The 22,782-nt window shown below is 71.5% G+C and carries 21 protein-coding genes; 5 read left to right on the top strand and 16 right to left on the bottom strand.

Annotation, left to right across the window (positions count from 1 at the left end):
- Window positions 1-24: 24 nt before the first annotated feature.
- On the bottom strand, window positions 25-1,236 hold the full coding sequence (locus WQO_RS30125) for a L,D-transpeptidase (protein ID WP_010058190.1): 1,212 nt from the start codon (window positions 1,234-1,236) through the stop codon (window positions 25-27).
- 218 nt (window positions 1,237-1,454) lie between these two features.
- Between WQO_RS30125 and WQO_RS30120 the strand changes: the two genes are divergently transcribed.
- The 5 genes from WQO_RS30120 to WQO_RS30100 are packed head-to-tail and all read left to right on the top strand — an operon-like array spanning window position 1,455 to window position 7,179.
- Window positions 1,455-2,657: a lipid II:glycine glycyltransferase FemX gene (locus WQO_RS30120; RefSeq protein WP_010058191.1), complete on the top strand. Its 1,203-nt coding sequence runs from the start codon at window positions 1,455-1,457 to the stop codon at window positions 2,655-2,657.
- Window positions 2,654-4,303 (top strand): murein biosynthesis integral membrane protein MurJ, encoded by a 1,650-nt coding sequence (murJ, locus tag WQO_RS30115; protein ID WP_010058192.1) that lies wholly within the window; start codon window positions 2,654-2,656, stop codon window positions 4,301-4,303. Before WQO_RS30120 ends, murJ begins: the two co-directional genes overlap by 4 nt.
- A 28-nt stretch (window positions 4,304-4,331) precedes the next feature.
- Window positions 4,332-5,015 (top strand): response regulator transcription factor, encoded by a 684-nt coding sequence (locus WQO_RS30110; RefSeq protein WP_010058193.1) that lies wholly within the window; start codon window positions 4,332-4,334, stop codon window positions 5,013-5,015.
- Window positions 5,012-6,556 carry a sensor histidine kinase gene (locus tag WQO_RS30105; protein WP_010058194.1) on the top strand — a complete coding sequence of 515 codons (1,545 nt, stop codon included), beginning with the start codon at window positions 5,012-5,014 and terminating at the stop codon, window positions 6,554-6,556. Before WQO_RS30110 ends, WQO_RS30105 begins: the two co-directional genes overlap by 4 nt.
- The gene (locus WQO_RS30100; protein ID WP_010058195.1) at window positions 6,553-7,179 is read left to right on the top strand and encodes a hypothetical protein; all 627 of its coding nucleotides are present in this window, start codon (window positions 6,553-6,555) and stop codon (window positions 7,177-7,179) included. The genes WQO_RS30105 and WQO_RS30100 overlap by 4 nt, the downstream gene beginning before the upstream one ends.
- A gap of 51 nt (window positions 7,180-7,230) precedes the next feature.
- Here the strand turns inward: WQO_RS30100 and rbsD are convergent, their stop codons facing one another.
- The 15 genes from rbsD to WQO_RS30025 form a co-directional block, all read right to left on the bottom strand.
- Window positions 7,231-7,620 (bottom strand): D-ribose pyranase, encoded by a 390-nt coding sequence (gene rbsD, locus WQO_RS30095; RefSeq protein WP_010058197.1) that lies wholly within the window; start codon window positions 7,618-7,620, stop codon window positions 7,231-7,233.
- Window positions 7,617-8,540: a ribokinase gene (locus WQO_RS30090; RefSeq protein WP_058954151.1), complete on the bottom strand. Its 924-nt coding sequence runs from the start codon at window positions 8,538-8,540 to the stop codon at window positions 7,617-7,619. The genes rbsD and WQO_RS30090 overlap by 4 nt, the downstream gene beginning before the upstream one ends.
- A 57-nt stretch (window positions 8,541-8,597) precedes the next feature.
- Window positions 8,598-10,553: an ABC transporter permease/substrate-binding protein gene (locus WQO_RS30085; RefSeq protein ID WP_010058201.1), complete on the bottom strand. Its 1,956-nt coding sequence runs from the start codon at window positions 10,551-10,553 to the stop codon at window positions 8,598-8,600.
- Window positions 10,543-12,111, bottom strand: a complete 1,569-nt coding sequence (locus WQO_RS30080; RefSeq protein ID WP_010058203.1) for a sugar ABC transporter ATP-binding protein — start codon at window positions 12,109-12,111, stop codon at window positions 10,543-10,545. Before WQO_RS30080 ends, WQO_RS30085 begins: the two co-directional genes overlap by 11 nt.
- The gene (locus tag WQO_RS30075; RefSeq protein WP_010058205.1) at window positions 12,108-13,124 is read right to left on the bottom strand and encodes a LacI family DNA-binding transcriptional regulator; all 1,017 of its coding nucleotides are present in this window, start codon (window positions 13,122-13,124) and stop codon (window positions 12,108-12,110) included. The genes WQO_RS30080 and WQO_RS30075 overlap by 4 nt, the downstream gene beginning before the upstream one ends.
- 317 nt (window positions 13,125-13,441) lie before the next feature.
- Entirely contained in the window at window positions 13,442-15,268 is a 1,827-nt protein-coding gene (locus WQO_RS30070; protein WP_010058207.1) for an acyl-CoA dehydrogenase, read from the bottom strand.
- Window positions 15,269-15,476: 208 nt separating this feature from the next.
- Complete coding sequence (locus tag WQO_RS30065; RefSeq protein WP_010058209.1) at window positions 15,477-17,027, bottom strand: DHA2 family efflux MFS transporter permease subunit; 1,551 nt, start codon at window positions 17,025-17,027, stop codon at window positions 15,477-15,479.
- 268 nt (window positions 17,028-17,295) lie between these two features.
- The gene (locus WQO_RS30060; protein ID WP_010058211.1) at window positions 17,296-17,841 is read right to left on the bottom strand and encodes a hypothetical protein; all 546 of its coding nucleotides are present in this window, start codon (window positions 17,839-17,841) and stop codon (window positions 17,296-17,298) included.
- Window positions 17,838-18,719, bottom strand: a complete 882-nt coding sequence (locus WQO_RS30055; protein WP_010058213.1) for an alpha/beta hydrolase — start codon at window positions 18,717-18,719, stop codon at window positions 17,838-17,840. The genes WQO_RS30060 and WQO_RS30055 overlap by 4 nt, the downstream gene beginning before the upstream one ends.
- A 150-nt stretch (window positions 18,720-18,869) precedes the next feature.
- Window positions 18,870-19,571 (bottom strand): 2-hydroxychromene-2-carboxylate isomerase, encoded by a 702-nt coding sequence (locus tag WQO_RS30050; RefSeq protein WP_010058214.1) that lies wholly within the window; start codon window positions 19,569-19,571, stop codon window positions 18,870-18,872.
- A gap of 49 nt (window positions 19,572-19,620) precedes the next feature.
- Window positions 19,621-20,361 carry a 3-oxoacyl-[acyl-carrier-protein] reductase gene (gene fabG, locus WQO_RS30045; RefSeq protein WP_010058215.1) on the bottom strand — a complete coding sequence of 247 codons (741 nt, stop codon included), beginning with the start codon at window positions 20,359-20,361 and terminating at the stop codon, window positions 19,621-19,623.
- Window positions 20,362-20,406: 45 nt separating this feature from the next.
- Window positions 20,407-20,913, bottom strand: coding sequence for a 3-hydroxyacyl-ACP dehydratase FabZ family protein (locus WQO_RS30040; protein WP_010058216.1), 507 nt, complete (start codon window positions 20,911-20,913; stop codon window positions 20,407-20,409).
- An 11-nt stretch (window positions 20,914-20,924) separates the two neighbouring features.
- Complete coding sequence (locus tag WQO_RS30035; RefSeq protein ID WP_010058217.1) at window positions 20,925-21,308, bottom strand: 3-hydroxyacyl-ACP dehydratase FabZ family protein; 384 nt, start codon at window positions 21,306-21,308, stop codon at window positions 20,925-20,927.
- Window positions 21,309-21,569 (bottom strand): acyl carrier protein, encoded by a 261-nt coding sequence (locus WQO_RS30030; RefSeq protein WP_010058218.1) that lies wholly within the window; start codon window positions 21,567-21,569, stop codon window positions 21,309-21,311.
- A 78-nt stretch (window positions 21,570-21,647) separates the two neighbouring features.
- Window positions 21,648-22,739: a beta-ketoacyl synthase N-terminal-like domain-containing protein gene (locus tag WQO_RS30025; RefSeq protein WP_010058220.1), complete on the bottom strand. Its 1,092-nt coding sequence runs from the start codon at window positions 22,737-22,739 to the stop codon at window positions 21,648-21,650.
- Between the last annotated feature and the right edge of the window lie 43 nt (window positions 22,740-22,782).

Raw genomic sequence — 22,782 nt, 5'->3', positions numbered from 1 at the left:
GACGGCTCACTCCGCCGAACGCTTTCAGCGCAACGCGCTCATCTCCTGCCACGCGGCCCACGAGAGATTCCACGCGCCGAAGCCGTTCCCGGGCGCGACGACGCCCTTGGTGTCCTTGCCGGTGATCTCGAACGGATCGCCCGGCCGTACCTGCCCGTAGAACCAGGCCGCGTCCGCGTCGCTCATGCCGATGCACCCGGAACTCCGGTTGGCCCTGCCGAGATGGCGGGCGTTCCACGGGGCGGCGTGGGCGTACATGCCGGACCAGGTCAGCCGCATCGAGTGGTCGACCATCTTGTCGTAGGCGTCGGCGAGGCCCACGGTCTCGGAGTTCATGTTGATCGTGCCCTCCTTGGACATGAGGACGGCGGTTCCGCGCCAGGATCGTTTGTCGCCGCCGGGCGTGCCGCCGGAGACCGGGATCCGGCGGACCGTCTCGCCGTCGCGGACGAGGGCGAGCTCGTGGCGGTCGAGGTCGACCTTCGCGATCTGCTCGTCACCGATGGTGAAGGCCGTCGTGTAGTCGCGTACGAACCAGCCGCCGCCGGGCCCCGAGTCGGTGCCGTTCAGTTCGGCCTTCAGCGTGACCTCGGTCCCCGGCTTCCAGTACGTCCTGGGCCGCCAGTCCACCCGGTCCCGGCCCGACCAGTCGCGCATCCAGCCCCAGGAGCCCTCGGTGTCGTTCGACGTGGTGACCTTGAGCTGCTTCTCGACCTCGGCCCGGTTCTTGACCGGGTGGTCGAAGACCAGCGAGACGGGCTGGGCGACGCCGACGGTGGTGCCGGTGCCCGGTCGCCAGTCGACCTTATTGACCTTGTCCGCCTTCGCCGTGGTGAAGGCGGCCCGGGCGGTCCGGGCGGTTCCGCCCGCGCTCCGGGTCGCGGCCGTCACCTCGTACGCCGTACCGGGTACGGCCTTGCGGTCGGAGACCCAGGACCGGCCGTCGGCGGCGGTCTTTCCGGCGAGCCGGTGGCCGTCGGCGTCGGTGACGGTCACCGAGGTGAGGCGGCCGCCCGAGACCGTGACCCGTACGGGCTCACCGGCCGGGACCTGCTTGCCCGTCGGCGTGACGGAGACCGTGACGGGCCGGTCGTCGGGGCTCGCTGTCGCCTCGGCGGCCGGGGGGCCGGAAGAGGCGCTCGACGAGCAGGCGGCGAGCGGTGCCACGAGGGCGGCGACCACGGCGGCGCGGACGCGGGCGTGGATGTGCACGGGTATGTGTGACGAGCGGGACAACAGGACCTCCGGGAGAGCCGCGAGAGAGCCGGACGAGTCGGCGATGCTGCGACTGTAGAGGCGGAAAACCCCAGTTCAGATGCCATGGGGCGATGTGACGGCGACTGGTGAGGAACGGTCATGGTCCGGTCACATTCGCCGCTCGGAGCGGTCATGAGGCGCTGTGAGCATCCTCGGTGTCCCCGCGGCCGGTCCCGGGGAGAAGGAGAGGCCAGACCGTGTCAGCGCTGCTCGTGCCGTCGTCGTCCAGCCCCGTGCGCCGCGCACGGAACCAGGGCCCGGCCCTGGGCACCATCACCCCGGAGACCTACCGCGCCTTCCTCGCGTCCCCGGAAGGGCGGGCCCTCGGCCCGGGCTTCCTCCAATGCCCGTCCTGGGCCGACGTCAAGGAGGGCTGGCGCGCCCACCTGATCGGCTGGGGGCCCGATCCGCAGGCGGGCGCGCTGGCGGGGGCGGCCTTGGTGCTGCTGCGTCAGTTTCCCGGTACGCGGAAGTACTTCGCCTACCTTCCCGAAGGGCCCGTCGCGGACTGGAGCGACCCCGACGTCGACGCATGGCTCGATCCGCTGCTGGACCACCTGCGCCGGGCGGGGGCCTTCGCCGTGCGCATCGGCCCCTCGCCCGCCTACCGGCGCTGGGACGCCGCCCGGCTCAAGCCGCTCGCCGGCCCGGGCCGCCGTCTCGGCGACGTCCTGGCCAGCGAGGTCGACCCCCTCGGCTCCGCCGTCGCGGACCGGCTGCGGCTCCGGGGCTGGCGGCGCTGCGGCGGCGACGGGACAGGCCAGGGCGGGGACGCCCAGCCGCGCCACGTCTTTCAGGTACCGCTCGCCGGACGCACCCCGGACGACCTGTGGGCCGGGCTCAACCAGGAGTGGCGCCGGAATGTGCGCCGGGCCCGGAAGGAGGGGGTGGAGGTGGTGGTCGGCAGTGCGGCGGACCTGCCCGAGTTCAGTCGCCTGCTCACCCTCACCGAGCGTCGCGACGGATTCCGTCTCGGCCGCTCACTCGCGTACTTCGAGCGTCAGTACGCCGCTCTCAACGCCGAGGAACCGGGCCGCATGAAGCTGTATCTGGCCCGGCACCGGGGCGAGATCCTGGCCGCTCACACGATGATCACCGTGGGCCGCCGGACCTGGTACCAGACCGGCGCGTCGGCCGACCACCGCCGCGATGTGCGGCCCTCCAACGCCCTTCAGTGGCGGATGCTGCTGGACGCCCACGCGACCGGGGCGGACGTCTACGACATGCGCGGGGTACCCTCCACTCTCGATCCGGAAGAACGTGCGTACGGATTGCTGCGGTGGAAGCTCGGCACCGGTGGTCAGGTCGTCGAGACGTTGGGGGAATGGGAGAGGCCAGTGGGCGGCAGCACCAACCATGCGCTTCACCGTGCCTTCCAGGCGTACCTGAACCGCCGATGAAGCAGACGTCACCGACGACGCGCACCGCCCGCGCCGCCGTGGTCCCGCCGGATGCGAAGGCGGCGGTCACCGCTCCGCGCGGAGTTGCGGTCATGGCCGCCGGATCCGTCGTCGCCCGCGCCACCGGCTTCGCCCGGTCCGCCGTGGTCGCGGCGGCCCTCGGCACCATCGGGCCGGCCGCCGACGGCTACGCGGTCGGCAACGCCCTGCCCACCATCGTCTACATGCTGCTGCTGGGCGGCGCGCTGAACGCCGTCTTCGTCCCGGAGCTGGTGCGGGCCGCGAAGGAGCACCCCGACAAGGGCGTCGCGTACACCGACCGGCTCGTCACCGTCTGCGTCGTCGCGCTGCTGGTCATCACCGCGGCCGCGGTGTGGGCCGCCCCCGCCATCGTCGACGCCTACACCGACTACACCGGACGGCAGGCGGCGATGACCGTCGCGCTGGCCCGCTACTGCCTGCCCCAGATCTTCTTCCTGGGACTCTTCACCCTGCTCGGCCAAGTCCTCAACGCCCGGGGCAGGTTCGGGGCGATGATGTGGACCCCGGTCCTGAACAACGTCGTCGTCATCGCCGTCTTCGGCCTCTACCTCGCTCTGTCCCTGGGGGGCGGGGACACCCTCACACCGACCGGGACCGCCCTGCTCGGCTGGGGTACGACCGCCGGTATCGCCGTCCAGACGCTCGCCCTCGTCCCGGCCCTGCGCGCCACCCGCTTCCGCTGGCGGCCCCGTTTCGACTGGCGCGGCAGCGGCCTGACCCGGCCCCTGCGGGCAGCCGGCTGGCTGGTGCTGCTGGTCCTCGCCAACCAGGCCGCCTACTGGGTCACCACCCGCCTCGCCACGAGCGCCGGTCTCGAGGGCGGACCGGGGTTCGGCGCCTACAACAACGCCTACGTTCTGTGGGTCGTGCCGCACGGCATCATCACCGTGTCCGTGGTGACGGCGCTCCTGCCGGGGATGAGCGCGGCGGCGGCCGACGGGGACCTCGCCGGCGTGCGGCGCGATGTCTCCCACGCCCTGCGGGTCTGCGCCGCCGCCGTCGTACCCGCCGCCTGCGCACTGCTCGCCCTCGCCGGGCCGGTGACGGCCCTCGTCTTCGGGTACGGCAGGACCAGTGCCGCCGACACGGCCGCCCTGGCCGGAATCCTCATGGCCTTCGCGCCGGGGCTGATCGCCCTGTCCGGCCAGTACGTCCTGTCCCGCGCCTTCTACGCGCTCTCCGACACCCGTACGCCGTTCCTGCTCAACCTGGTGATCGTCGCGCTCAACGCGGGTCTGTCCCTGGCCGCCGCGCACCTGCTGCCGGCCCGGTGGGCCGTCACGGGCATGGCAGCGGCCTATTCGCTGGCCCTGTGCGCGGGCTGGGCACTGACCGGCAGGGTGCTGTGCCGCCGGCTCGGCGTCGTACAGCCCCTCCGGTCGTCCCCCGTGGCCGCCCACGCACGCCTGCTGCTCGCCGCTGTCCCCGCCGTCGTGTTCGGCCACCTCGCGTCCGTCGGCGCGGGACGGGCGGGAGCCCTCGCCGCCGCCGTCGCGGGCGCGGCCGCCCTCGGCCTCACCTTCGCCCTGCTCGCCCGTCCGCTGCGACTCGCCGAACTGAACGCGCTCCTCCTGCGTGTACGCAGTCGGCGGGTCCGGACCTGACCCGCCGACCACCGAAGGAGAACAGCCGATGTCCCGCGTGCTCCTCGTCGAGGACGACCCCTTCGTACGTGAGGGGGTCCAACTCGGTCTGCGCCGACGCGGCCACGACGTACGAGCAGCCGGAACCGGCGAGGACGGCCTCACCGCGCTGGCCGAGTTCCGCCCCGATCTGCTGCTGCTGGACCTGATGCTGCCCGGCATGACCGGCGTACAGGTCTGCCGGCGGATCCGGGAGCACAGCCAGTTGCCGATCATCATGCTCACCGCGCGCGGCGACGACTTCGACGTGGTCATCGGCCTGGAGGCCGGTGCCGACGACTACATCGTCAAGCCCGCCCGGCCCGAGGTGATCGACGCCCGGATCCGGGCGGTGCTGCGCCGTATGGACGACGGCGCGACGGGCCGCCCGGCCATCGAGGTCTACGGCGACCTCACCATCGACCGGGTCGGACTGACGGTGTCCAAGGCCGGCCGGCCCCTGTCGCTCGCTCCCTCGGAGCTCCGTCTGCTGCTGCACCTGTCCGCCGCTCCCGAGCAGGTGTTCAGCAGACAGCAGCTCCTGGAGAACGTCTGGGAGCACACCTTCCACGCCGACGGCCGGCTGGTCGACGCCTGCGTCGCCCGGCTGCGCGGAAAGATCGAGGACGAGGTCGGCAACCCGCGTTACGTCCAGACTCTGCGGGGCTTCGGCTACCGCTTCGGCCCGCTGTGATCACCGTCCCCCGCCCCGGCCGCCCGCGCGACGGCGGAAACGAGCGAGCGGACGGCGCGGGGCCGGCCGCACCCACCCGCAGGCGTTCGCGGGTCAGGGCGTTCGGTCTGCGCACCCGGCTGCTGGCCGCCTTCCTTCTGGTCGCCGCGGTCAGCGCCGGCACGACGTCCGCCCTGACCTACCGCGAGGCCCGCAACGCGCTGCTGAAGACCGCCCAGGACACCGCCGTCTCGACCTTCCGCGACCAGGTCGAGCGGACGGGCTGGAGGCTGCCCGTCGAGGAGGAGGGGATCGAGGAGATCCTGCGCGACCTCGCCCGCACGGGCAAGCCGCGCCCCTGGGTGGTGTTCGCCGAGTACGGTTCGATCCGCGCGTCCTCGGGCGAGAACCCGGTCTCCTTTGTCATCACCCCCGAACTGCGCCGGGCGGCGACGGCCGACCGCTACGGCAGCTTCGAGAGGGTGGTCAAGGACGGCGTCCCCTACCTGACCATCGGCATGCCCACGGTCTTCAAGACCGGCCCCGACAGCACGCTGCCCACCGGGCTCGTCCTGTACGCCGTCATGCGGTTGACCGACGAGCAGGTCAACGTGGACGCCCTCCTCGTCGCCGCCCGGAACGGCGCCCTGCCCGGCCTCGCGGTCGCGCTCGTCCCAGCCCTGCTCGCGGCGCGCAGCGTGCTGCGTCCGGTACGGGAGCTGCGCCGTGCGGCCCGGAGCATGGGCAGCGGGAGACTCGACACCCGTATCCCGGTACGCGGCAGGGACGAACTGGCCGACCTGGCCGAGACGTTCAACGAGTCGGCGGGCCAACTGGAGCGCTCCGTCGGTGAGCTGCGCGATGCCGAGGCGCGTGCGCGCCGCTTCGCCTCCGACGTCTCGCACGAACTGCGCACTCCTCTCGCCGGGATGCTCGCCGTCACCGAGGTCCTCGACGAGGACGCGGACCGGCTGGACCCCGACACCGCCCAGGCGGTCCGGCTGGTCAGCGCGGAGACCGGAAAGCTGGCCGTGCTCGTCGAGGACCTGATGGAGATCTCCCGCTTCGACGCCCGCGCGGCCGAGCTGAACGCCGACGAGATCGATGTCGCCGAGGCCATCCGCAAGACCCTCCAGGCCCGGCACTGGGCGGACGACACCCGGATCCGCACCGAACTCCCCCCGGACATCCGGGCCCGGCTCGACCCGCGCCGCTTCGACGTCGTGATCGCCAACCTCCTCGGGAACGCGCTGCGGCACGGCGGAGCGCCCGTCACCGTGCTCCTGCGCACCGAGGCGAGCTCCTCGGGCACGCTCGTGCTCGTCGTCGAGGTCGCGGACCGCGGCCCCGGCATCCCCGCCGCCGCGCTGCCGCACATCTTCGACCGCTTCTACAAGGCCGACGCGGCCCGTACGCGCTCGCCCGGCAGTGGCCTGGGCCTGGCGATCACCCTGGAGAACGTGAACCTGCACGACGGCACGATCCGCGCGGGCAACCTGCCCGGCGGCGGTGCCGTCTTCACCGTCGAGATACCGCTCCGGGCCGAGGAGGCCGGCAGATGAGGCGTGGGGGGCGGCGCGGTGCCGCGAGGACGCGTACGTGGTGGCGCGGCCTCGCCACGGCCGTCGTCGCCGCGGTCGGCGTACCGCTGGCGGGCGGCTGCGGGATCCAGGACTCCGACGTCATCGAGGCGGGCGGCCCCGCCACGGTCGAGGCCTTCCTCAACCGAGACGCCGACATGCTGCTCTTCTTCCGTTCCCCGGACGGCGGATTGAGCCCCGTGGTCCGTGAGGTCAGGCCCTCGGCCGGTTTCGGCGACGAGTACATCGAGCCGGGCACCGTCGCCCGGGACCCCTCCGGGCCCGCGGGTCCCGCCCCCACGGAGAAGGTCGTCCTGGCGCTGCTCTCCGGCCCGGGCGAGGCGGACCGGGCCGCCGGTCTGACCACGGCGCTTCCCGCTCTCCGCGAGAAGGAAGCCGTGCAGGTGGAGGTCGGATCGGACGGCGGGATCACCGCCCGCCTGCCCCTCGCCGTGCAGGACCTGGACGCCACGGCCGTACGCCAGTTGACCTGCACGATCGCGTACAACCAGGCCAAGGACGGCCGGGGGGTCGTGACACTGAGGGGACAGGACGGGGCGCAGAGGACCGGCTCCTGCGGACTCGCCCCGGGTGCGTCCGGCTGAGAACAGCTCCTCGGCCGGACGCACAGCCCCGCAGCGGCCTTCAAGCCGGTGTCAGAAGAACACCCCGCACCGCAGCAGGACGTTCGCGTACGGCCGTGCCTCCCCCGTACGGACCACCAGGCGGGCCGTCGACGTCAGCGCCTTCAGGTCGTCGTGCGGGACCGACTCCAGCCAGGGGAAGTGGGTGTCGAGGAGCGCCGCGGCCGCCGGGTTGGCGTCGCGGATCTCCTCGGCGGCCGTCGCGCCCTCGACGACCAGTTCGTCGAGAAGGCCGTCCAGTACCTCGGCGAACGACGGGGTGCCGGCGCGGAAGGCCAGGTCGACGACGCGGGGGCCGGACGGTATCGGCATCCCGGCGTCGCAGATCAGGACGGTGTCGCCGTGGCCGAGTTCGGCGATCGCGCCCGCCAGGTGGCGGTTGAGGATGCCCGACTTCTTCACAGCGCGTCGACCTCCTCCAGCGTCGGGAACGACTCCTGCGCCCCTTGTGCCGTGACCGCCGCAGCGCCCACGCGCACGGCGAAGGCCGCCGCCTCCCGCAGATCGTCGCCCCGGCCGAGACGCCAGGCCAGGGCGGCCGTGAACGCGTCCCCGGCGCCGGTCGTGTCGACGGCCTCGACCTTCGGGCTGACGAGGTGGTCCAGGGAGCCCGTACGGCTGTCCGCGACCAGGGCCCCAGCGGCGCCCAGGGTGATGACGACCGAGCGCGGGCCGAGCGCGAGGAGCGCAGGGGCCCAGTCGTGCGGCCCCTCCCCCGCGTCCTCGCCCAGGATGTACCGCGCCTCGTGCTCGTTGACCACCAGCGGATCGCAGGCGGCGAGCACCTCCCCCGGGAGCGGGGCGGGCGGCGACGGGTTGAGGACGAGCCGGGTGTCCGGCCCCCGGCCCCGCACCGTCTCGGCCACCGTGTCGAGCGGGATCTCCAGCTGTACGGAGATGACCCGGGCGGCGACCAGCAGCGGGGCCGCCGCCCGGACGTCCTCGGGCGTGAGGCGGCCGTTGGCCCCCGGGGACACCACGATGCTGTTGTCGCCCGAGGGGTCGACGGTGATCAGCGCGACACCGGTGGGGGCTCCGCCGACCAGGACGCCGTCCGTGTCCACACCCGCCGCCCGCTGGGAATCCAGCAGCAGGCGCCCGTGGTCGTCGTCGCCGACCCGGGCGAGCAGAGCCGTCCTGGCGCCGAGGCGGGCGGCGGCCAGCGACTGGTTGGCGCCCTTGCCGCCGGGGTGGACGGCCAGGTCGGAGCCGAGGACCGTCTCGCCGGGGGCGGGGCGGCGCTCGACGCCGATCACCAGGTCGGCGTTGGCCGACCCGACGACCAGCAGGTCGTACCGGTCGTCGGGGGCGTTGTCGTGCATGGGCGTGCTTCCTGCTTTCGTCGGTCCGGGTTCGACAGTCCGGTGTGCGGGGCGGGTTCAGGAGAAGTCGGCGACATTCTCCCGGGTGACCACCTTGACCGGCACCTTCACCGTGCTCGCGACCTTCTCGTCCTTCGCGGCCTTGACCGCGTTCTGCACCGCGATCTTCCCGAGTTCGGAGGGCTGTTGGGCGACCGACGCGTAGAGCGTGCCGGCTTCGACCGCCTTCAGGCCGTCCGGGGTGCCGTCGAAGCCGACGACGGAGACGGACTTCCCGGCCTTGCTGCCGAGCGCCTTGACCGCGCCGAGCGCCATCTCGTCGTTCTCGGCGAAGACGCCGGTGACACCGGGGTGCGACTGGATGAGGTTCGTCATGACGTCCAGGCCCTTGGTGCGGTCGAAGTCCGCGGGCTGCTTGGCGACCACCTTGATGTCCGGGTACGCCTTCAGCCCCTCGGCGAATCCGGCCCCGCGCTCACGGCTGGCGGAGGTGCCCGCGGTGCCCTGGAGGATGACGATGCTGCCCTTGCCGCCGAGCTTGTCGGCCAGCGCGTCGGCGGCGAGCTTGCCACCCGCCACGTTGTCGGAGGCGACGAGGGTGGCGGTGTCGGCCTTGTTGACGCCACGGTCGGCGGCGATCACGGGGATGTCCGCCTTGTTGGCGCTGCGGACGCCCGGTCCGACGGCGTCCGAGTCCACCGGGTTGACGATGATCGAGGAGACTCCCGAACTGGTGAAGTTCTGAAGCTGGTTGGCCTGCTGGGAGGCGTCGTTCTGGGCGTCGGTGACGGTGAGGTCGATGCCCGCCTTCTCCGCTTCCGCCTGTGCGCCTTCCTTCATCTGCACGAAGAAGGGGTTGTTGAGCGTGGAGAGGGACATGCCGACCTTCTTCGTGCCTCCGGACGAACCGGAGTTGAAGTAGGAGACAGCGCCGACGACGAGGGCAACGGCTAGCGCCGCCCCGGCGAACTTGAGCGCTCCCCTGCGCCCCGAGCCCGGTGCGCCGGGTGCCGTTCCGGCCGACGAGGCCGCCCCCGAACCGGCCTTGCGGCGCAGCGTGTCGAGCAGGACGGCCAGCGCGATGACGACGCCGATGACGACCTGCTGCCAGAACGCCGATACGGAGAGGAGGTTGAGGCCGTTGCGGAGGACGGCGAGGATCAGTGCGCCGATCAGGGTGCCGGACGCCTTGCCCACGCCGCCGGCCAGGCTGGCGCCCCCGATGACGACGGCGGCGATGGCGTCGAGTTCGTACCCCTGGGCGGCCTGCGGCTGGGCGGAGACGAGGCGCGAGGCCAGGACGATGCCCGCGACGGCGGCGAAGAGGCCGGACAGCGCGTAGATGACGATCTTCTGGCGCTTGACGCGGAGACCGGAGAGCCGGGCCGCCTCCTCGTTGCCGCCGATCGCGTACATCGAGCGGCCGATGAAGGTGCGGCCGAGGATCAGTGCGGTGATCAGGCCCATCGCGATCATCACGAGGACCGGTACGGGGAGCCAGCCGCCGAGCGTGTCACCGAGCCGCGAGACGGAGTCGGGGAAGGCGATCGGGCTGCCCTGCGAGATGACCAGCGAGAGACCGCGGGCGATCGAGAGCATGGCCAACGTCGCGATGAACGGCGGGAGTTTCCCGTAGGAGATCAGGGCGCCGTTCACGAAGCCGCAGGCGATGCCGGTGACGATCGCGAGGACGACGGCCAGGACGACGGGTACGCCCGCCGAGGTCGCCGACCAGGCGAGGACCGTCGCGGACAGGGCGGCCACCGAGCCGACGGACAGGTCGATGCCCGCCGAGACGATGACGAAGGTGACGCCGAACGCGAGGATGGCGGTGACGGCCGCCTGGACGCCGACGTTCAGCAGGTTCTGGGTGGTGAGGAAGTCGCCGGAGAGCAGCGACATCGCCACCACCAGGACGACCAGGGCGCTCAGGGCTCCGTTGTCGAGCAGGATGCGGCGTATCACGGAGGTGCCCCCTGCGCCCGTGTCACTCTTGAGTGTCTCAGTGGCCACGGGGGCCCTCCTCTTCGTTCTTCGGTGCGGGGTGTTCGTGGGGAGCGGAGGTGGAGACCGCGAGGGCCATCACCGCGTCCTGGGTGGCTTCTTCGGCGGGGAGTTCCCCGGCGATCCGGCCCTGGGCCATGACGAGGACGCGGTCGCTCATGCCGAGTACCTCGGGCAGATCGCTGGAGATCATCAGGACGGCGTGGCCGGAGGCGGTCAGTTCGTTGATGAGCTGGTAGATCTCGACCTTGGCGCCGACGTCGATGCCCCGGGTGGGCTCGTCGAGGATGAGGACCCGGGTGTCGGCCAGCAGCCATTTGCCGATGACGACCTTCTGCTGGTTGCCGCCGGAGAGGGTGCGTACGTGCTGGCCGATGCCGGACATGCGGACGCCGAGCTGCTTCGCGATGCGGGCGGCGGCCGTGCGCTGGCCCTTGAGGTCGACGAGCCCGGAGCGGGTGGCGGACCGCAGGGTGACCAGGCCCAGGTTCTCCTGCACGGAGGCGTCGAGCACCAGCCCCTGACCTTTGCGGTCCTCCGGTACGAGGCCTATCCCGGCGCTCATCGCGGCGGGGACGTCGTGCCGGGCGAGGCGTTCGCCGCGTACGTCGACGGTGCCCGCGTCGTACGGGTCAGCGCCGAAGACCGCGCGCGCCACCTCCGTACGCCCGGCGCCGACGAGTCCGGCGAGGCCGACGACTTCGCCGGCGTGCACGTCGAAGCTGATGTCGTGGAAGACGCCGTTACGGGTCAGCCCCCGCACGGACAGCAACGCGTCGCCCGTGTCGGGGCGTTCACGCGGGTACTGCTGCTCGATGCTGCGGCCGACCATGAGCTGGACGAGTTCGTCCTCGGGGGTGGAGGCCGGGACCTGGTCGATGCTGCGACCGTCACGGAGGACGGTGACGCGGTCGCCGAGTGCGGCGATCTCTTCCAGGTGGTGGGTGATGAAGACGATCCCGACGCCGTCCGCACGGAGTTGGCGGACGATCGCGAAGAGCTTGTCGACCTCCTCGGAGGTGAGCACGGCGGTCGGCTCGTCCATGATCAGGACGCGGGCGTCCAGGCTGAGCGCCTTGGCGATCTCCACCATCTGGAGCCGGGCGATGCCCAGTTCACGCACCTTGGCGTCGGGGCGCACGTCGACGCCGACCCGGCGCAGCAGCTCTGCGGCGTCCTGACGCATCCGACGGTGGTCGACGAGCCCGTAGCGGCGGGGCTGGCGGCCGAGGAAGATGTTCTCGGCCACCGTCAGATCGGGGACGAGGTTGAACTCCTGGTAGATGGTGGCGATCCCGAGCCGTTCGGCGTCCTGGGCGCCGTCGATGCGCACCTCGCGGCCGTCGGCCAGGATGCGGCCGTGGTCGGGGCGGTAGGCGCCGGAGAGCATCTTGATGAGGGTGCTCTTGCCCGCGCCGTTCTCGCCGAGCAGGACATGGACCTCGCCTCTGCGGAGGTCGAAGTCGACGTTGTCGAGCGCCACCACACCGGGGAAGGTCTTACGCAGACCCTCGATGCGCAGCAACTCGTCGGGCGCGGTGGTCGGTTGCTCCTCCGGTGCGGTCACCGGTCGCTCCTCTGGTTCGTTGCGGCCCCGCCGCACGAGCGGCGTACGACGAGGCGGGCGGGCAGGGTGACGGACTGCGGGGTCCGCCCTTCGATCAGGTCGGCCAGTGCGCGCACGGCGGCCCGTGCCAGGTCGGCGGTGGGCTGGGCGATGGCGGTGATCGGCGGATCGGTGTGGACGAACCACGGGATGTCGTCGAAGGCGGCGAGCGCGATGTCGTCGGGCACGCGCAGGCCGTGCGCCCGGATCGCGTCGAGCGCGCCGAGGGCCATCAGGTTGTCGGCGGCGAACACGACCTCGGGCGGTTCGGCCAGGGCGAGGAACCGCTCGGTGGCCCGCCGCCCGCTGGCGGCCTGGAAGTCGCCCTGCCCGATGTAGGCGTCGGGCAGGGCGAGCCCGAGCCCCCGCATGGCCTCCCGGAACGCCTCGACACGCTCGTTGCCGGTGGTGGTGGCGGCGGGCCCGGCGATGATGGCGAGCCTGCGGTGACCGAGTCCGTGCAGATGGGCGACGAGATCCTTGACGGCGCCCGTACCGTCGGCCCGGACTACGGGCACGTCGATGGCGGGGATCCAGCGGTCGACGAAGACCATCGGCGTACCGCCCCGGGCGACCTCCCGCATCAGTGGGGAGCCGCCGTCGGCGGGCGAGACGAGGAGCCCGTCGATCCTGCGGTCGATGAGCGTGCGGATGTGGTGGTCCTGGAGCTCGGGCCGCTCGTCGGCGTTGCCGATGATGACGCTGTAGCCGAGCGCGCGGGCCTCCTCCTCGACGAAGCGGGCCAGCTCGGTGAAGTACGGGTTGAGCACATCGCTGATGACCAGGCCGAGGGTGCGGGTCTGCGCCGTGCGCAACGAGCGGGCCACCGCGTTCGGCCGGTAGCCGAGCGCCTCGACGGCGGCGAGGACACGGGTGCGCGCCTCTTCGCTGACGGACGGATGGCTGTTCAGCACCCGCGAGACCGTGGCGACGGACACCCCCGCCTCGGCCGCGACATCTTTGATGCTCGCCATGTCCGGACCACCTCCTTGTGGTTTCCGTACAACCTCGAAACCTGGGAGCCGACCGGTGGGGACCGGACCACGACGCCGTGGAATCGATTACACGGATGATTGGAATCGATTACATGGCTCGAATCAAGACCCCTCCCGTGGCCGAGACCGGATCGTGACAGGAGGGGTGCAGCGTGACGGGAGGAGCGCGGCGAGTGAGGGGGAGAGGCGGTTCTCCCAGGCACCGCGCGGGCCGGTGCCGCCGCCGATTCTTTCGGCGACGGCTCCGCCCGGCCGGAGTCAGGTGCGGCGACGCCCGCGGGACGTCGGACCGGTCCTCAGAACGCCTCCTCCGGAAGTTCCATCAGCGAGAGGTCGGCCTGCTCCACGATCGTTCGCTGCGGAGGCACGAGCGGCAGGACCTCGCGGGCGAAGAACTGCGCGGCGGCCACCTTGCCCCGGTAGAACGCCTGGTCCCGGGTGGAGGCGGTCGGCAGCTTCCGCAGCGCCACTTCCGCCTGCCGCTGGAGCAGGTACGCCACGACGACGTCCCCGGCGGCGAACAGCAGCCTGGTGGTGTGCTGCCCGACCCTGTGCATGTTCCGCGGCTCCGACTGGGCCTCGGCGAGCCGCCCCAGCATCGACCCGAGCATCCCCTCGAGACCGTCCAACGCGGCGGTCAGCAGCTCGCGTGCGGTTTCGGTCTCCGCACCGCCGGGCTCCCGCCCGACGAACGCGCGGATCTCTTCGACCAGAGCGGTGAAGGCCTGACCGGAATCCTTGACGATCTTCCGGAAGAAGAAGTCCATGCCCTGGATGGCCGTGGTGCCCTCGTAGAGGCTGTCGATCTTGGCGTCCCGGATGTACTGCTCGATCGGGTAGTCCTGGAGATAGCCCGAGCCTCCCAGGGTCTGGAGGCACTCCGTCAGCTGGTCGTACGACTTCTCCGAGCCGTAGCCCTTGACGATCGGCAGCAGCAGGTCGTTCATGCGCCGCAGCCGGTCGGCGGGCTCCCCTCGGTGTTCGGCCTCGGCGATCCGGTCCTGGACGGTGGCGGTGTGGAGCATCAGGGCGCGCATGCCCTCGGCGTACGCCTTCTGGCCCAGCAGTGAGCGCCGCACGTCGGGGTGGCGGGTGATCGCGACCCGGGGCGAGTCCTTGTCGGCGAACGCGGCCAGGTCCGGGCCCTGCACCCTGGACTTGGCGTAGTCGAGTGCGTTGAGGTAGCCGGTCGAGAGCGTGGCTATGGCCTTGGTCCCGACCAGCATCCGGGCGAACTCGATGATCGTGAACATCTGCCGGATGCCGTCGTGCCGCTCGCCGAGCTGCCAGCCCTTGGCGGGCCGGTCGGCGCCGAAGGTCAGTTCACAGGTGGTGGACGCCTTGAGGCCCATCTTGCGTTCGACGTTGGTGGCGCACACCCCGTTCCGCTCGCCGAGCTCACCGGTGTCCCAGTCGAACGTGAACTTCGGCACCAGGAAGAGCGAGAGGCCCTTGGTCCCCGCGCCCGCGCCCTCGGGACGCGCCAGGACGAAGTGGACGATGTTCTCCGCGAGATCGTGCTCACCACCGGTGATGAAGCGCTTGACGCCCTCCAGGTGCCACGACCCGTCCTCCTGGCGGCGGGCCGTCGTACGAGCGGCGCCGACGTCCGATCCCGCGTCCGGCTCGGTGAGGACCATCGTGGCGCCCCAGCGCCCGTCCACCATCCGCCGGGCGATCTTCCGCTGCTCCTCGGTTCCCAAGCGGAAGATCACCGAGGCGAAGGACGGGAAGCCGGTGTACATCCACAGCGCCGGGTTGGCGCCGAGGACCAGCTCCCCCATCGACCAGAACAGCGACGGAGGACAGGGCTCGCCGCCCAGCCCCTCCGCCAGGCCGAGCCGCCACCATTCGGAGTCGAGGAACGCCTTGTAGGACTTCTTGAACCCCTCGGGAAGGCAGGCGGAGCCGGTCTGCGGATCGAAGACCGGAGGTGTGCGGTCCGCTTCGGCGAAGGAGCCGGCCAGTTCGCCGACCGCCAGCCGCTCCACCTCGACCAGGACGTTCCGTGCGGTGTCCTGGTCCATCTCGGCGAACGGGCCGACTCCGTACCGCTCCTGGGCGCCGAACACCTCGAAGAGGTTGAACTCCAGGTCGCGCAGGTTGGACTTGTAGTGCCCCATGGTTCCTCCGACGCCTCGGAGCGCTGCCCTGCGCAGCACCCCTACCGACAGGTAGCTTTCTCGCTACCCAGCAGTAGCACAGCGGCGGACCACTGTCCCGGCCCGTGTCCGCTTCCTGCCAGAGCCCTGTTCGGATCCGGGAGTCGACGGCACGAGCGGGCGCGCGGGGCGGACGGCACGAGCAGGTGTGCGGCGCGGAGTCGGCGGGTCAGCCGCGCTTCGGCCGGAACGAGAACCAGATGACGACGGCGCCGAGGACCGCCACGCCGGCTGCGACGACGGAGGTCACATGCATGGCGTGCAGGAAGCTGTCGTTGGCCGCTCCCACCAGCTCGGGCAGCGACGCCTCCGCGGCCACCTGGCGGGTGGCCTCGGCGGACTGCTCCGCCGTCTCCTTCACCGGGCCGGGAAGGGCCGCCAGGTCGGGGGCGACATCGGCCGCGTACACGCTGCTGAGCAGGGATCCCAGGATCGCGACGCCGAGCACGCCGCCGATCTGGCGCATGGAGTTGTTGACCGCGGATCCGGCCCCGGTGCGGTCGGGCGGCAGCACCGCCATGATGGCTTCCGTGGTCGGCGCGACAGCCGAGCCCATCGCCAGGCCCTGCGCCGCCAGGAGCAGCCAGAACCACGGCATGGCGGTGGTCAGGTCGAGCCAGGTGTAGGCGAGGAAGGTGAGCGCCGCCACCATCATCGCCAGGGCCACCACGGGTCCGAGCCCCAGCTTGCGGACCAGGGCCGCGGAGACGGGGGCGCCCAGCAGGACCCCGACCGCCACCGGGATCAGGTTCAGCCCCGCCTCGAACGGAGTCTGCCCCAGCGCCCCCTGCAGGTAGAAGGAGGTGTAGAACATCGAGCCGCTGAGGCTGAAGAAGGTGAGCATCACGGCGACGCTGGCCCCCGTGAACTTGCCACTGCGGAAGAGCCGCATGTCGAAACTCGGGTTCTGTACCCGGAGTTCGATCCGTACGAACACCACCAGCACGAGCAGGCCGCCGGCCAGGGAGCCCACGACGAGCGGGCTGGTCCACTCGTTGCGGTGCCCGCCCTCGATCAATCCGTACACCAGGGCGAGCAGGCCGATCATCGAAAGGAGAACACCGAGCGGGTCGAGCTTGACCCGGTTCGCGCTCCTGGCCGCCGGCAGCAGGAACATCACGCCCAGCAGGGCGGCGCCGACGATGGGGAGGTTCACCACGAAGACCGAACCCCACCAGAACCTCTCCAGCAGCGCGCCGCCGACCAGAGGTCCGGCGGCGATGGCGAGCCCGCTGGCGCCGGACCAGATCGCGATGGCCATCGGACGCTCGCGCTCGCTGAAGACGGCGGAGATCAGGGACAGGGTGGCGGGCATGATCAGCGCGCTGCCCACCCCCATCGCGCCGCGCGCGATGATCAGTTCGGTGACACCGGTCGACATTCCGGCCCAGAGCGATGCCGCGCCGAACAGCGCCATGCCGATGACCAGCAGCCGGCGGTGGCCGTAGCGGTCGCCCAGGGCACCGCCGGTGAACAGCATGACGGCGAAGACCAGGGTGTAGGAGCTGATGCTCCACTGGAGTTCATTGGTCGTGGCCCCGAGGCCCTCGGTCGGGGAAGCCAGCGTGTTGAGCGCGACGTTGAGGATCGTGTTGTCGAGCCAGACGGTGAACTGGGCGAGCATCAGGACGCCCAGCGCCAGCCACCGGCGGGCTCCCGATCCCTCCGCCGTGTTCGGCGGGTCCTGGTCCGACGCGAGCCCGTCGAGTTGCTGAGCCATGTGTGTAGAGCCCTCTCCGCATCCGGGTGTGCGGTCCCGACCCGCGAGATGCTCACCCGGGGCGGCGCTCCGCTGCGGAGCCGTCACCGCATGTGAACGATCGTCCGGGCGCCGTCGCCGGAGAGTCAACAAACGGCAGATGCTTGGCAGTTAACTGCCAAGGAGTTCCCGGCGGCCGGTACGGACGACCTGTGCGGAACGGCACAGCCCCGGTCGCGGGCACCGGACCGGCGCTCGCGACCGGGGCGCGTGGCCACCCGGGCGACGGCTATCGGCCGACCGTCTCGGCCAGGTCGCGGAGCGTCTTCAACTGGCACCGCATCATCATGAGGTCGCCCCAGGCCATCCCCCGGCCGCGGAGCGAACGGATCGGCCCGGAGCCGGTGCGCACCAGCAGCTTCACCACCAGCCGGGTGGCGTCCCGCCCCTCGTCCCGCACGGTGTAGCTCAACGCGAAGCCGCCGAACGCCCGGCGCGCCCAGGGCGTGTCGAGCAGCATCGTGAGGTGGCGGTCCTGCTCGAAGCCGGTGAGCTCGAAGATGGTCATGACCCGTTGCCCGGTTTCCAGCGCGTCCGCCCCCGGAGTCAGCTCCCTGGGGCTTCGGCGACCGAAGTTGTCGAGCAGGTCGTAGCTGTAGGGAGCGACCTTCAACTGGCACAGCCAACGGAAGACCGTCGCCCGGTCGGCCCGGACGGTGACCGCCCGGTACCACTCCTCGACGGCACCGGTGAGCAGCCCGTCGCAGGGGTAGGCGGCCGCCATCTCCTCGGGACGGGCGCCCCAGGCTCGCGGATCCGGCAGCGCGGGGCTCATCCGAACGCCCGCTTGAGGAAGTCCAGTACGGCCTCCTGGTACTGCTCGGGGCAGGACTTCATCCCCTGCAGGTGGTCCGTCTCCGGCAACACCCGCACCTCCGCCTTCGGGTAGCGGTCGGCGAGGGCGCGCACGCTCTCGACCGGAATGATCCGGTCGCTGTCCCCCACCATCATGAGCACCGGCGTCCGCGTGTACGCGCCCTCGGCCGGCGGCGGCCACTGGGCCTGGAGCATCGCGGTGCCGACCGAGCCGAACACCCGGCTCAACAGCCCGAGCGAAGGAGCCGTGCGCAGCGGAGCGGGCACCGGAACGCCCTTGGCCGCGATGAAGTTGCGGAACAGCGGCGGCAGTTCCAGCGCCGGACCGCTGTCGCAGACGATGGCCTCGATGCCGCTCTCCGGTCGCCGCAGCAGGTAGAACGACGGGAAGGTGGAGAAGGAGAACCCGAAGACCGCGAATTTCGCCGCCGCGTAACCGCCCTGTTCCCGCAGGTGGGTCAGGACGCGTTCCACGTCGTCGGTGTGCCGGCGGCTCAGCCCCCAGAAAGCGCGGTCGGTGCCGCTCAGGCCGTGGTTGCGGTGGTCGAACATCGCGACGGTGTACCCGGCCTCGTGCAGGAACCTGGCCTGGGCCAGACTCGCCGACTTGCTGAGCCCGATCCCGTGGCCGATCACCACGACCCGGTCCTCGCTCCCGGGGCAGAGCCAGACGTGCAGGCTCCGCCCCGGGCCCTTCCCGTCGGTCCACGGGATGGTCAACTCCGTTGCGGGGAGCCCGAACTCCTCCGGGCTCCGGTGGTGCGGCCGGCGCGGCGGGTGGTAGACGAGGTAGGAGAGGAAGGCGGCGTACAGCGGAGCCGCCGGCAGGGCGAGCACGGCTGACGCGCGCCTCAACAGTGACGGCCGACGGGTTCGGGGCGCCGCCGCCCCGCCAGCGGAATCCTTGCTCTCCATCAGGTTCCCCCAAGATCCGGGCGGCGGCCGCCGCCGCCCTCGATGCTACAGACGCGGGGCCTCCCCTTCAGCTCAACCGCAGCCGCCCGCATGTCCGCCGTCACCCCCTCGCTCTGTGGCGGTGGCGGCGGGCTCCGAAGCCTGAGCGCCGGGCGCCGCGTCCGGTCGCGGCGTACCGTCCACCGCCGCGGCAAAGGCGGCCAACCGGTCGACACCCCAGAACTTCTCGCGGCGGTGGACGAAGAACGGCACCCCGAAGACCCCGTCCCGGTCCATCGCGAGCAGCGCCGCCACGCCCCGGGACCGCAGCTGCGGATCGTCCGCCGCCCGGGCCAACCTCCCAGGGACGAGGCCGAGTTCCTCGGCCAGTTCGCCCATGACCGTACGGTCGCAGATGTCGCGGCCCTCCTCCCACCGGGCCCGGTGGGCGAGTTCGATGAACCGTGCCCCGCACCCCTGGTCGTCCGCCGCCAGATACGCCAGGTGCGGCACCTCCCAGCACGGGTCCCGGTCGACCGGCCAGGTGATCTCCAGCCCGCGCTCCCGGGTGAGCCGTCGCACGTCCTGGAGGATGTAGAGGTGCTTCTCGCGGGACATCGCGACGTACGAGAAGCCGCCACCCGCCTCCGCCAGTGCCTTCGCGCTCCGCTCGTCCGGCTCGAAGAACGGCCGCCACTCCAGGCGGCCCGCCAGCTCGGCGTGCCTCTCCATGAGGTCGCGGTAGGCGAGCCAGGAGTACGGGCTGCGCAAGGAGAAGTAGAACCGCGGGGGCACGGGGGTGCGTCCCTTCGCGGGACGCGCCCCCTTCTCCCCGCTCCCGGCCTCAGACAACGATGCCTCCGTCGACCTGGAGGACCGCGCCCGTCACGTACGCGGCGCTGACCAGGAAGGACACCGAGTCGGCGACCTCCTCGGGCCGGCCCAGGCGGCGGAGCGGCACATTCTTCACGGCCTGCTCCCTGACCTTGTCGGAGAGGGCCGCCGTCATGTCCGTCTCGATGAAGCCGGGCGCCACCACGTTGGCGCGGATCCCGTACTGCCCGACCTCCTTGGCCAGGGCTTTGGTGAACCCGATGATCCCGGCCTTGGAGGCGGAGTAGTTGCTCTGCGTCGGGTTGCCGTAGACACCCGCCACCGACGAGATGTTCACGATGCAGCCGGACTTGCGCTTCATCATCTCGAAGACCACCGAGCGGCACAGGTGGTACGTGCCGTCCAGGTTGGTATCGAGGACGTCGTTCCAGTCCTCGTCCTTCATCAGCAGCAGCGGCTGGTCACGGACGATGCCCGCCGAGGTCACCGCGATGTCGACCGCGCCCAGCCGGTCCTCGGTGGCGGCGACGAGCTCCCGCACCGAGTCGGCCACGGAGACGTCCGCCTGGTGGCTGTAGACGCGGACACCGTGCTCGGACACCTCCTTCTCCAGCTCCCGGGCGGCGTCCGGCCGCGACCGGTAGCAGAACGCCACGTCGTGGCCGTCCTGCGCGAGGCGCAGGACCGTGGCCCGGCCGATACCCCGGGACCCGCCGGTGACCAGCGCCACCTTGCCTGTTTGCGCGCTCATGCGACTCTCCTTCACTCGGTTGCAGCTCTCACTCGGTCCGCGCGCTCACGGCGCGCCGGGGGACCCGCCGGCGTCGCCCGCCGCCCCGACCAGTTCACTTGCCGGACGCATGGCCATGACCACCCGGCCGACCTCCAGCACCGTCTCGCCGTCCACCCGGGCCTCGCCCTCGAAGATCACGGTGTCGCTGAGCTCGCGGAACAGCCGGACCCGGTGCTCCAGCACGTCGCCGGGGAGGACCGGGCGGCGGAACACCACCTCCGAGATGCTGCCGAAGAGCATCACCTGCCCGTCGAGCACGTCGGGGTTGGGGTTCTTCCAGGCGGCCAGCACGCCGGCCGCCTGGCACCACGACTCGATGAGCAGGGCCGACGGGTAGTGGTGCTGCTCATCGGTGGCGTCGGCGGGGAGGTCCCGGTACCAGGGCTCGTTGGCGGTGACCGCCTTGCGGGCGGTCAGGCTCTCCCCCGGCACCAGTTCGTCCACGCGGTCCACGAGCAGCATCGGGTAGCGGTGCGGAAGCACCCGCTTGATCCCGCTGATGGCCGTCACCGGTACTGCGCTCACTGGTCCTGTCCTTCCGAAAAGCGGAGGCGCACCTTCGCGGAGTCCCCGCGTGCGGTCGCCGCCACGGCCTTGCAGCGCCACTTCTCCCCCTTGCGCTCCCACGTGAGGTCGATCGCCAGGCGGTCGCCGGGGAACACGGGGCTCAGGAACCGGGTCGACTCGATGGCCTCCACCCTCAGGCCCGGCTCGGGCGCGGTCGCCAGGGCGCTGAGGTGGATGTGCTCCACGACGCAGACGCCGGGAAAGATCGGGAATCCCGGGTAGTGGCCGGGGAAGACCTGCTCCCCGGCGTCGACGGTCACCCGGGTGGCCGCCCTGTCCGGGGCGTGGTCCACGATCTCGGCCGTGCCCTGGACCGGGGTGGCCTGGCGCGGGGGCATTCAGGACTCCTTGAGCTTCGTGGCGAGAAGGTCGTACGCACGCTGGAGGCAGGTGACCTCCTTGAGCTCGGACTCGCCGAGCTTGACGCCGTACTTCTTCTCCAGGACCACCATCACCTCCAGGGCCATCAGCGAGTCGACGCCGAGGTCCCCGACGAACTGGGCCTCGTCGGTCAGTTCGGACTCGCTCACGTCGAGGACGTCGGCGACAGTGCTCCGCAGGTCTTCCTTCTCCAGGACGGCTGCCGTGTTGTTCGTCATGTTCAGCTCTCTTCTCTGTGTGGTTCGTACGGTCCGTGTCGTCCGTACGAGGGACTTCGGGGGTCGGGGCGGCGCGGGTCAGCAGAGCCGGAGCACGGCGCAGCCGACGACTCCGTCGCGGTCGACGGAGGTGATCAGCGCGATCCGGCCCCTGGCGTCCTCGCGCCCTTCCGCCGCCACGAGTACCGCGGCGATCTGGAAGGCGGCGGCTGCCGCGTGGGTGTCACCGATCAGTTCCGAGCAGCGCACCGGCTCGGGCTCGTGGTCCCCGAGCACCGCGGCCAGGGCGTCCCGTTCGGCGGCCGCCCCCGAGGTGGAGAGGTAGCGCACCTCGTCGGGCCGGACGCCGGTCCTCGCCAGGACGCGCCGGACGCAGTCGGCGAGCACGGTGGCCTCGGTGCCGGGTTCGTGGTGGACGCCGCTCTCCAGGCCGAGCACCTCGGCCAGGCCGTCCCTGCCGTGCTGCTCGGCGACGTCGTCGGACTCCAGCAGCAGGACCGCCGCGCCCTCGCCGAGGACGGTGTCGCTCTCGTCCTGGCCGCGGGTGTGCCACTCCAGCCAGGCCCGGGCGGAGGAGAACTCCTCGACCGCGCCGAAGAGGACGGTGCCGGCGTGGCCGGACTTCTTGAGCCGCAGGGCGTAGTTGAGGGCCAGGAGCCCGGAGGCACGCCCGCCGGCGATGGTCGTGTTGGGGCCCTTGAGCTGGTGCCAGATCGCCGACTGACCGGCGGCGCAGTTCATCACCGTGTTCGGGAACCGCATCGGGTCCACGAAGAACGGCTTCTCCTGGACCAGCGAGTCACGGGTGAAGTCCATGATGCTCTGTGCGCTGCCGGTGCTGGTGCCCAGCACCAGGGCCGCGTCCTGGCCCACGCCGGAGATGCGTTCGCCCTCGGAGTCCTGGAGCAGCCGGCCGACGGCCGCCACGGCGAGGCCGGTCACCCGGTCCATCGAACGGGTGCCCTTGCGGCCCAGGACCTCGCGGTTGCTGAACCCCTCCACGAGGCAGGCACTGTCGAACGGCACCTTCCATTCCCCGGCGTCGAGCGCCGTGGTGGCGGCGGCGCCCGAGCGCAGCCCGTTGCCGAAGGCGGAGTCGTCCATGCCGAAGGGGGAGACGACCGACCAGGCGGTGATGAGCGGGCCGCGTACGGCAGTGGCAACTTCCATGGGACGTGCTCCTTCGCTGACTGTCGGATTCACTGGGTTCGGG

The sequence above is a fragment of the Streptomyces globisporus C-1027 genome (genome assembly GCF_000261345.2).
GTDB lineage: Bacteria > Actinomycetota > Actinomycetes > Streptomycetales > Streptomycetaceae > Streptomyces > Streptomyces pakalii.
This window is presented reverse-complemented; position numbering and strand designations above follow the sequence as displayed.

What these genes read in the sequence shown, in the direction of transcription:
- fabG (WP_010058215.1), bottom strand. Translation starts at nt 20,361, where the DNA reads ATGAGCGCGCAAACAGGCAAGGTGGCGCTGGTCACCGGCGGGTCCCGG.
- WQO_RS30100 (WP_010058195.1), top strand. Translation starts at nt 6,553, where the DNA reads ATGAGGCGTGGGGGGCGGCGCGGTGCCGCGAGGACGCGTACGTGGTGG.
- WQO_RS30075 (WP_010058205.1), bottom strand. Translation starts at nt 13,124, where the DNA reads ATGGCGAGCATCAAAGATGTCGCGGCCGAGGCGGGGGTGTCCGTCGCC.
- murJ (WP_010058192.1), top strand. Translation starts at nt 2,654, where the DNA reads ATGAAGCAGACGTCACCGACGACGCGCACCGCCCGCGCCGCCGTGGTC.
- WQO_RS30030 (WP_010058218.1), bottom strand. Translation starts at nt 21,569, where the DNA reads ATGACGAACAACACGGCAGCCGTCCTGGAGAAGGAAGACCTGCGGAGC.
- WQO_RS30065 (WP_010058209.1), bottom strand. Translation starts at nt 17,027, where the DNA reads ATGGCTCAGCAACTCGACGGGCTCGCGTCGGACCAGGACCCGCCGAAC.
- WQO_RS30060 (WP_010058211.1), bottom strand. Translation starts at nt 17,841, where the DNA reads ATGAGCCCCGCGCTGCCGGATCCGCGAGCCTGGGGCGCCCGTCCCGAG.
- WQO_RS30110 (WP_010058193.1), top strand. Translation starts at nt 4,332, where the DNA reads ATGTCCCGCGTGCTCCTCGTCGAGGACGACCCCTTCGTACGTGAGGGG.
- WQO_RS30070 (WP_010058207.1), bottom strand. Translation starts at nt 15,268, where the DNA reads ATGGGGCACTACAAGTCCAACCTGCGCGACCTGGAGTTCAACCTCTTC.
- WQO_RS30025 (WP_010058220.1), bottom strand. Translation starts at nt 22,739, where the DNA reads ATGGAAGTTGCCACTGCCGTACGCGGCCCGCTCATCACCGCCTGGTCG.
- WQO_RS30090 (WP_058954151.1), bottom strand. Translation starts at nt 8,540, where the DNA reads ATGCACGACAACGCCCCCGACGACCGGTACGACCTGCTGGTCGTCGGG.
- WQO_RS30035 (WP_010058217.1), bottom strand. Translation starts at nt 21,308, where the DNA reads ATGCCCCCGCGCCAGGCCACCCCGGTCCAGGGCACGGCCGAGATCGTG.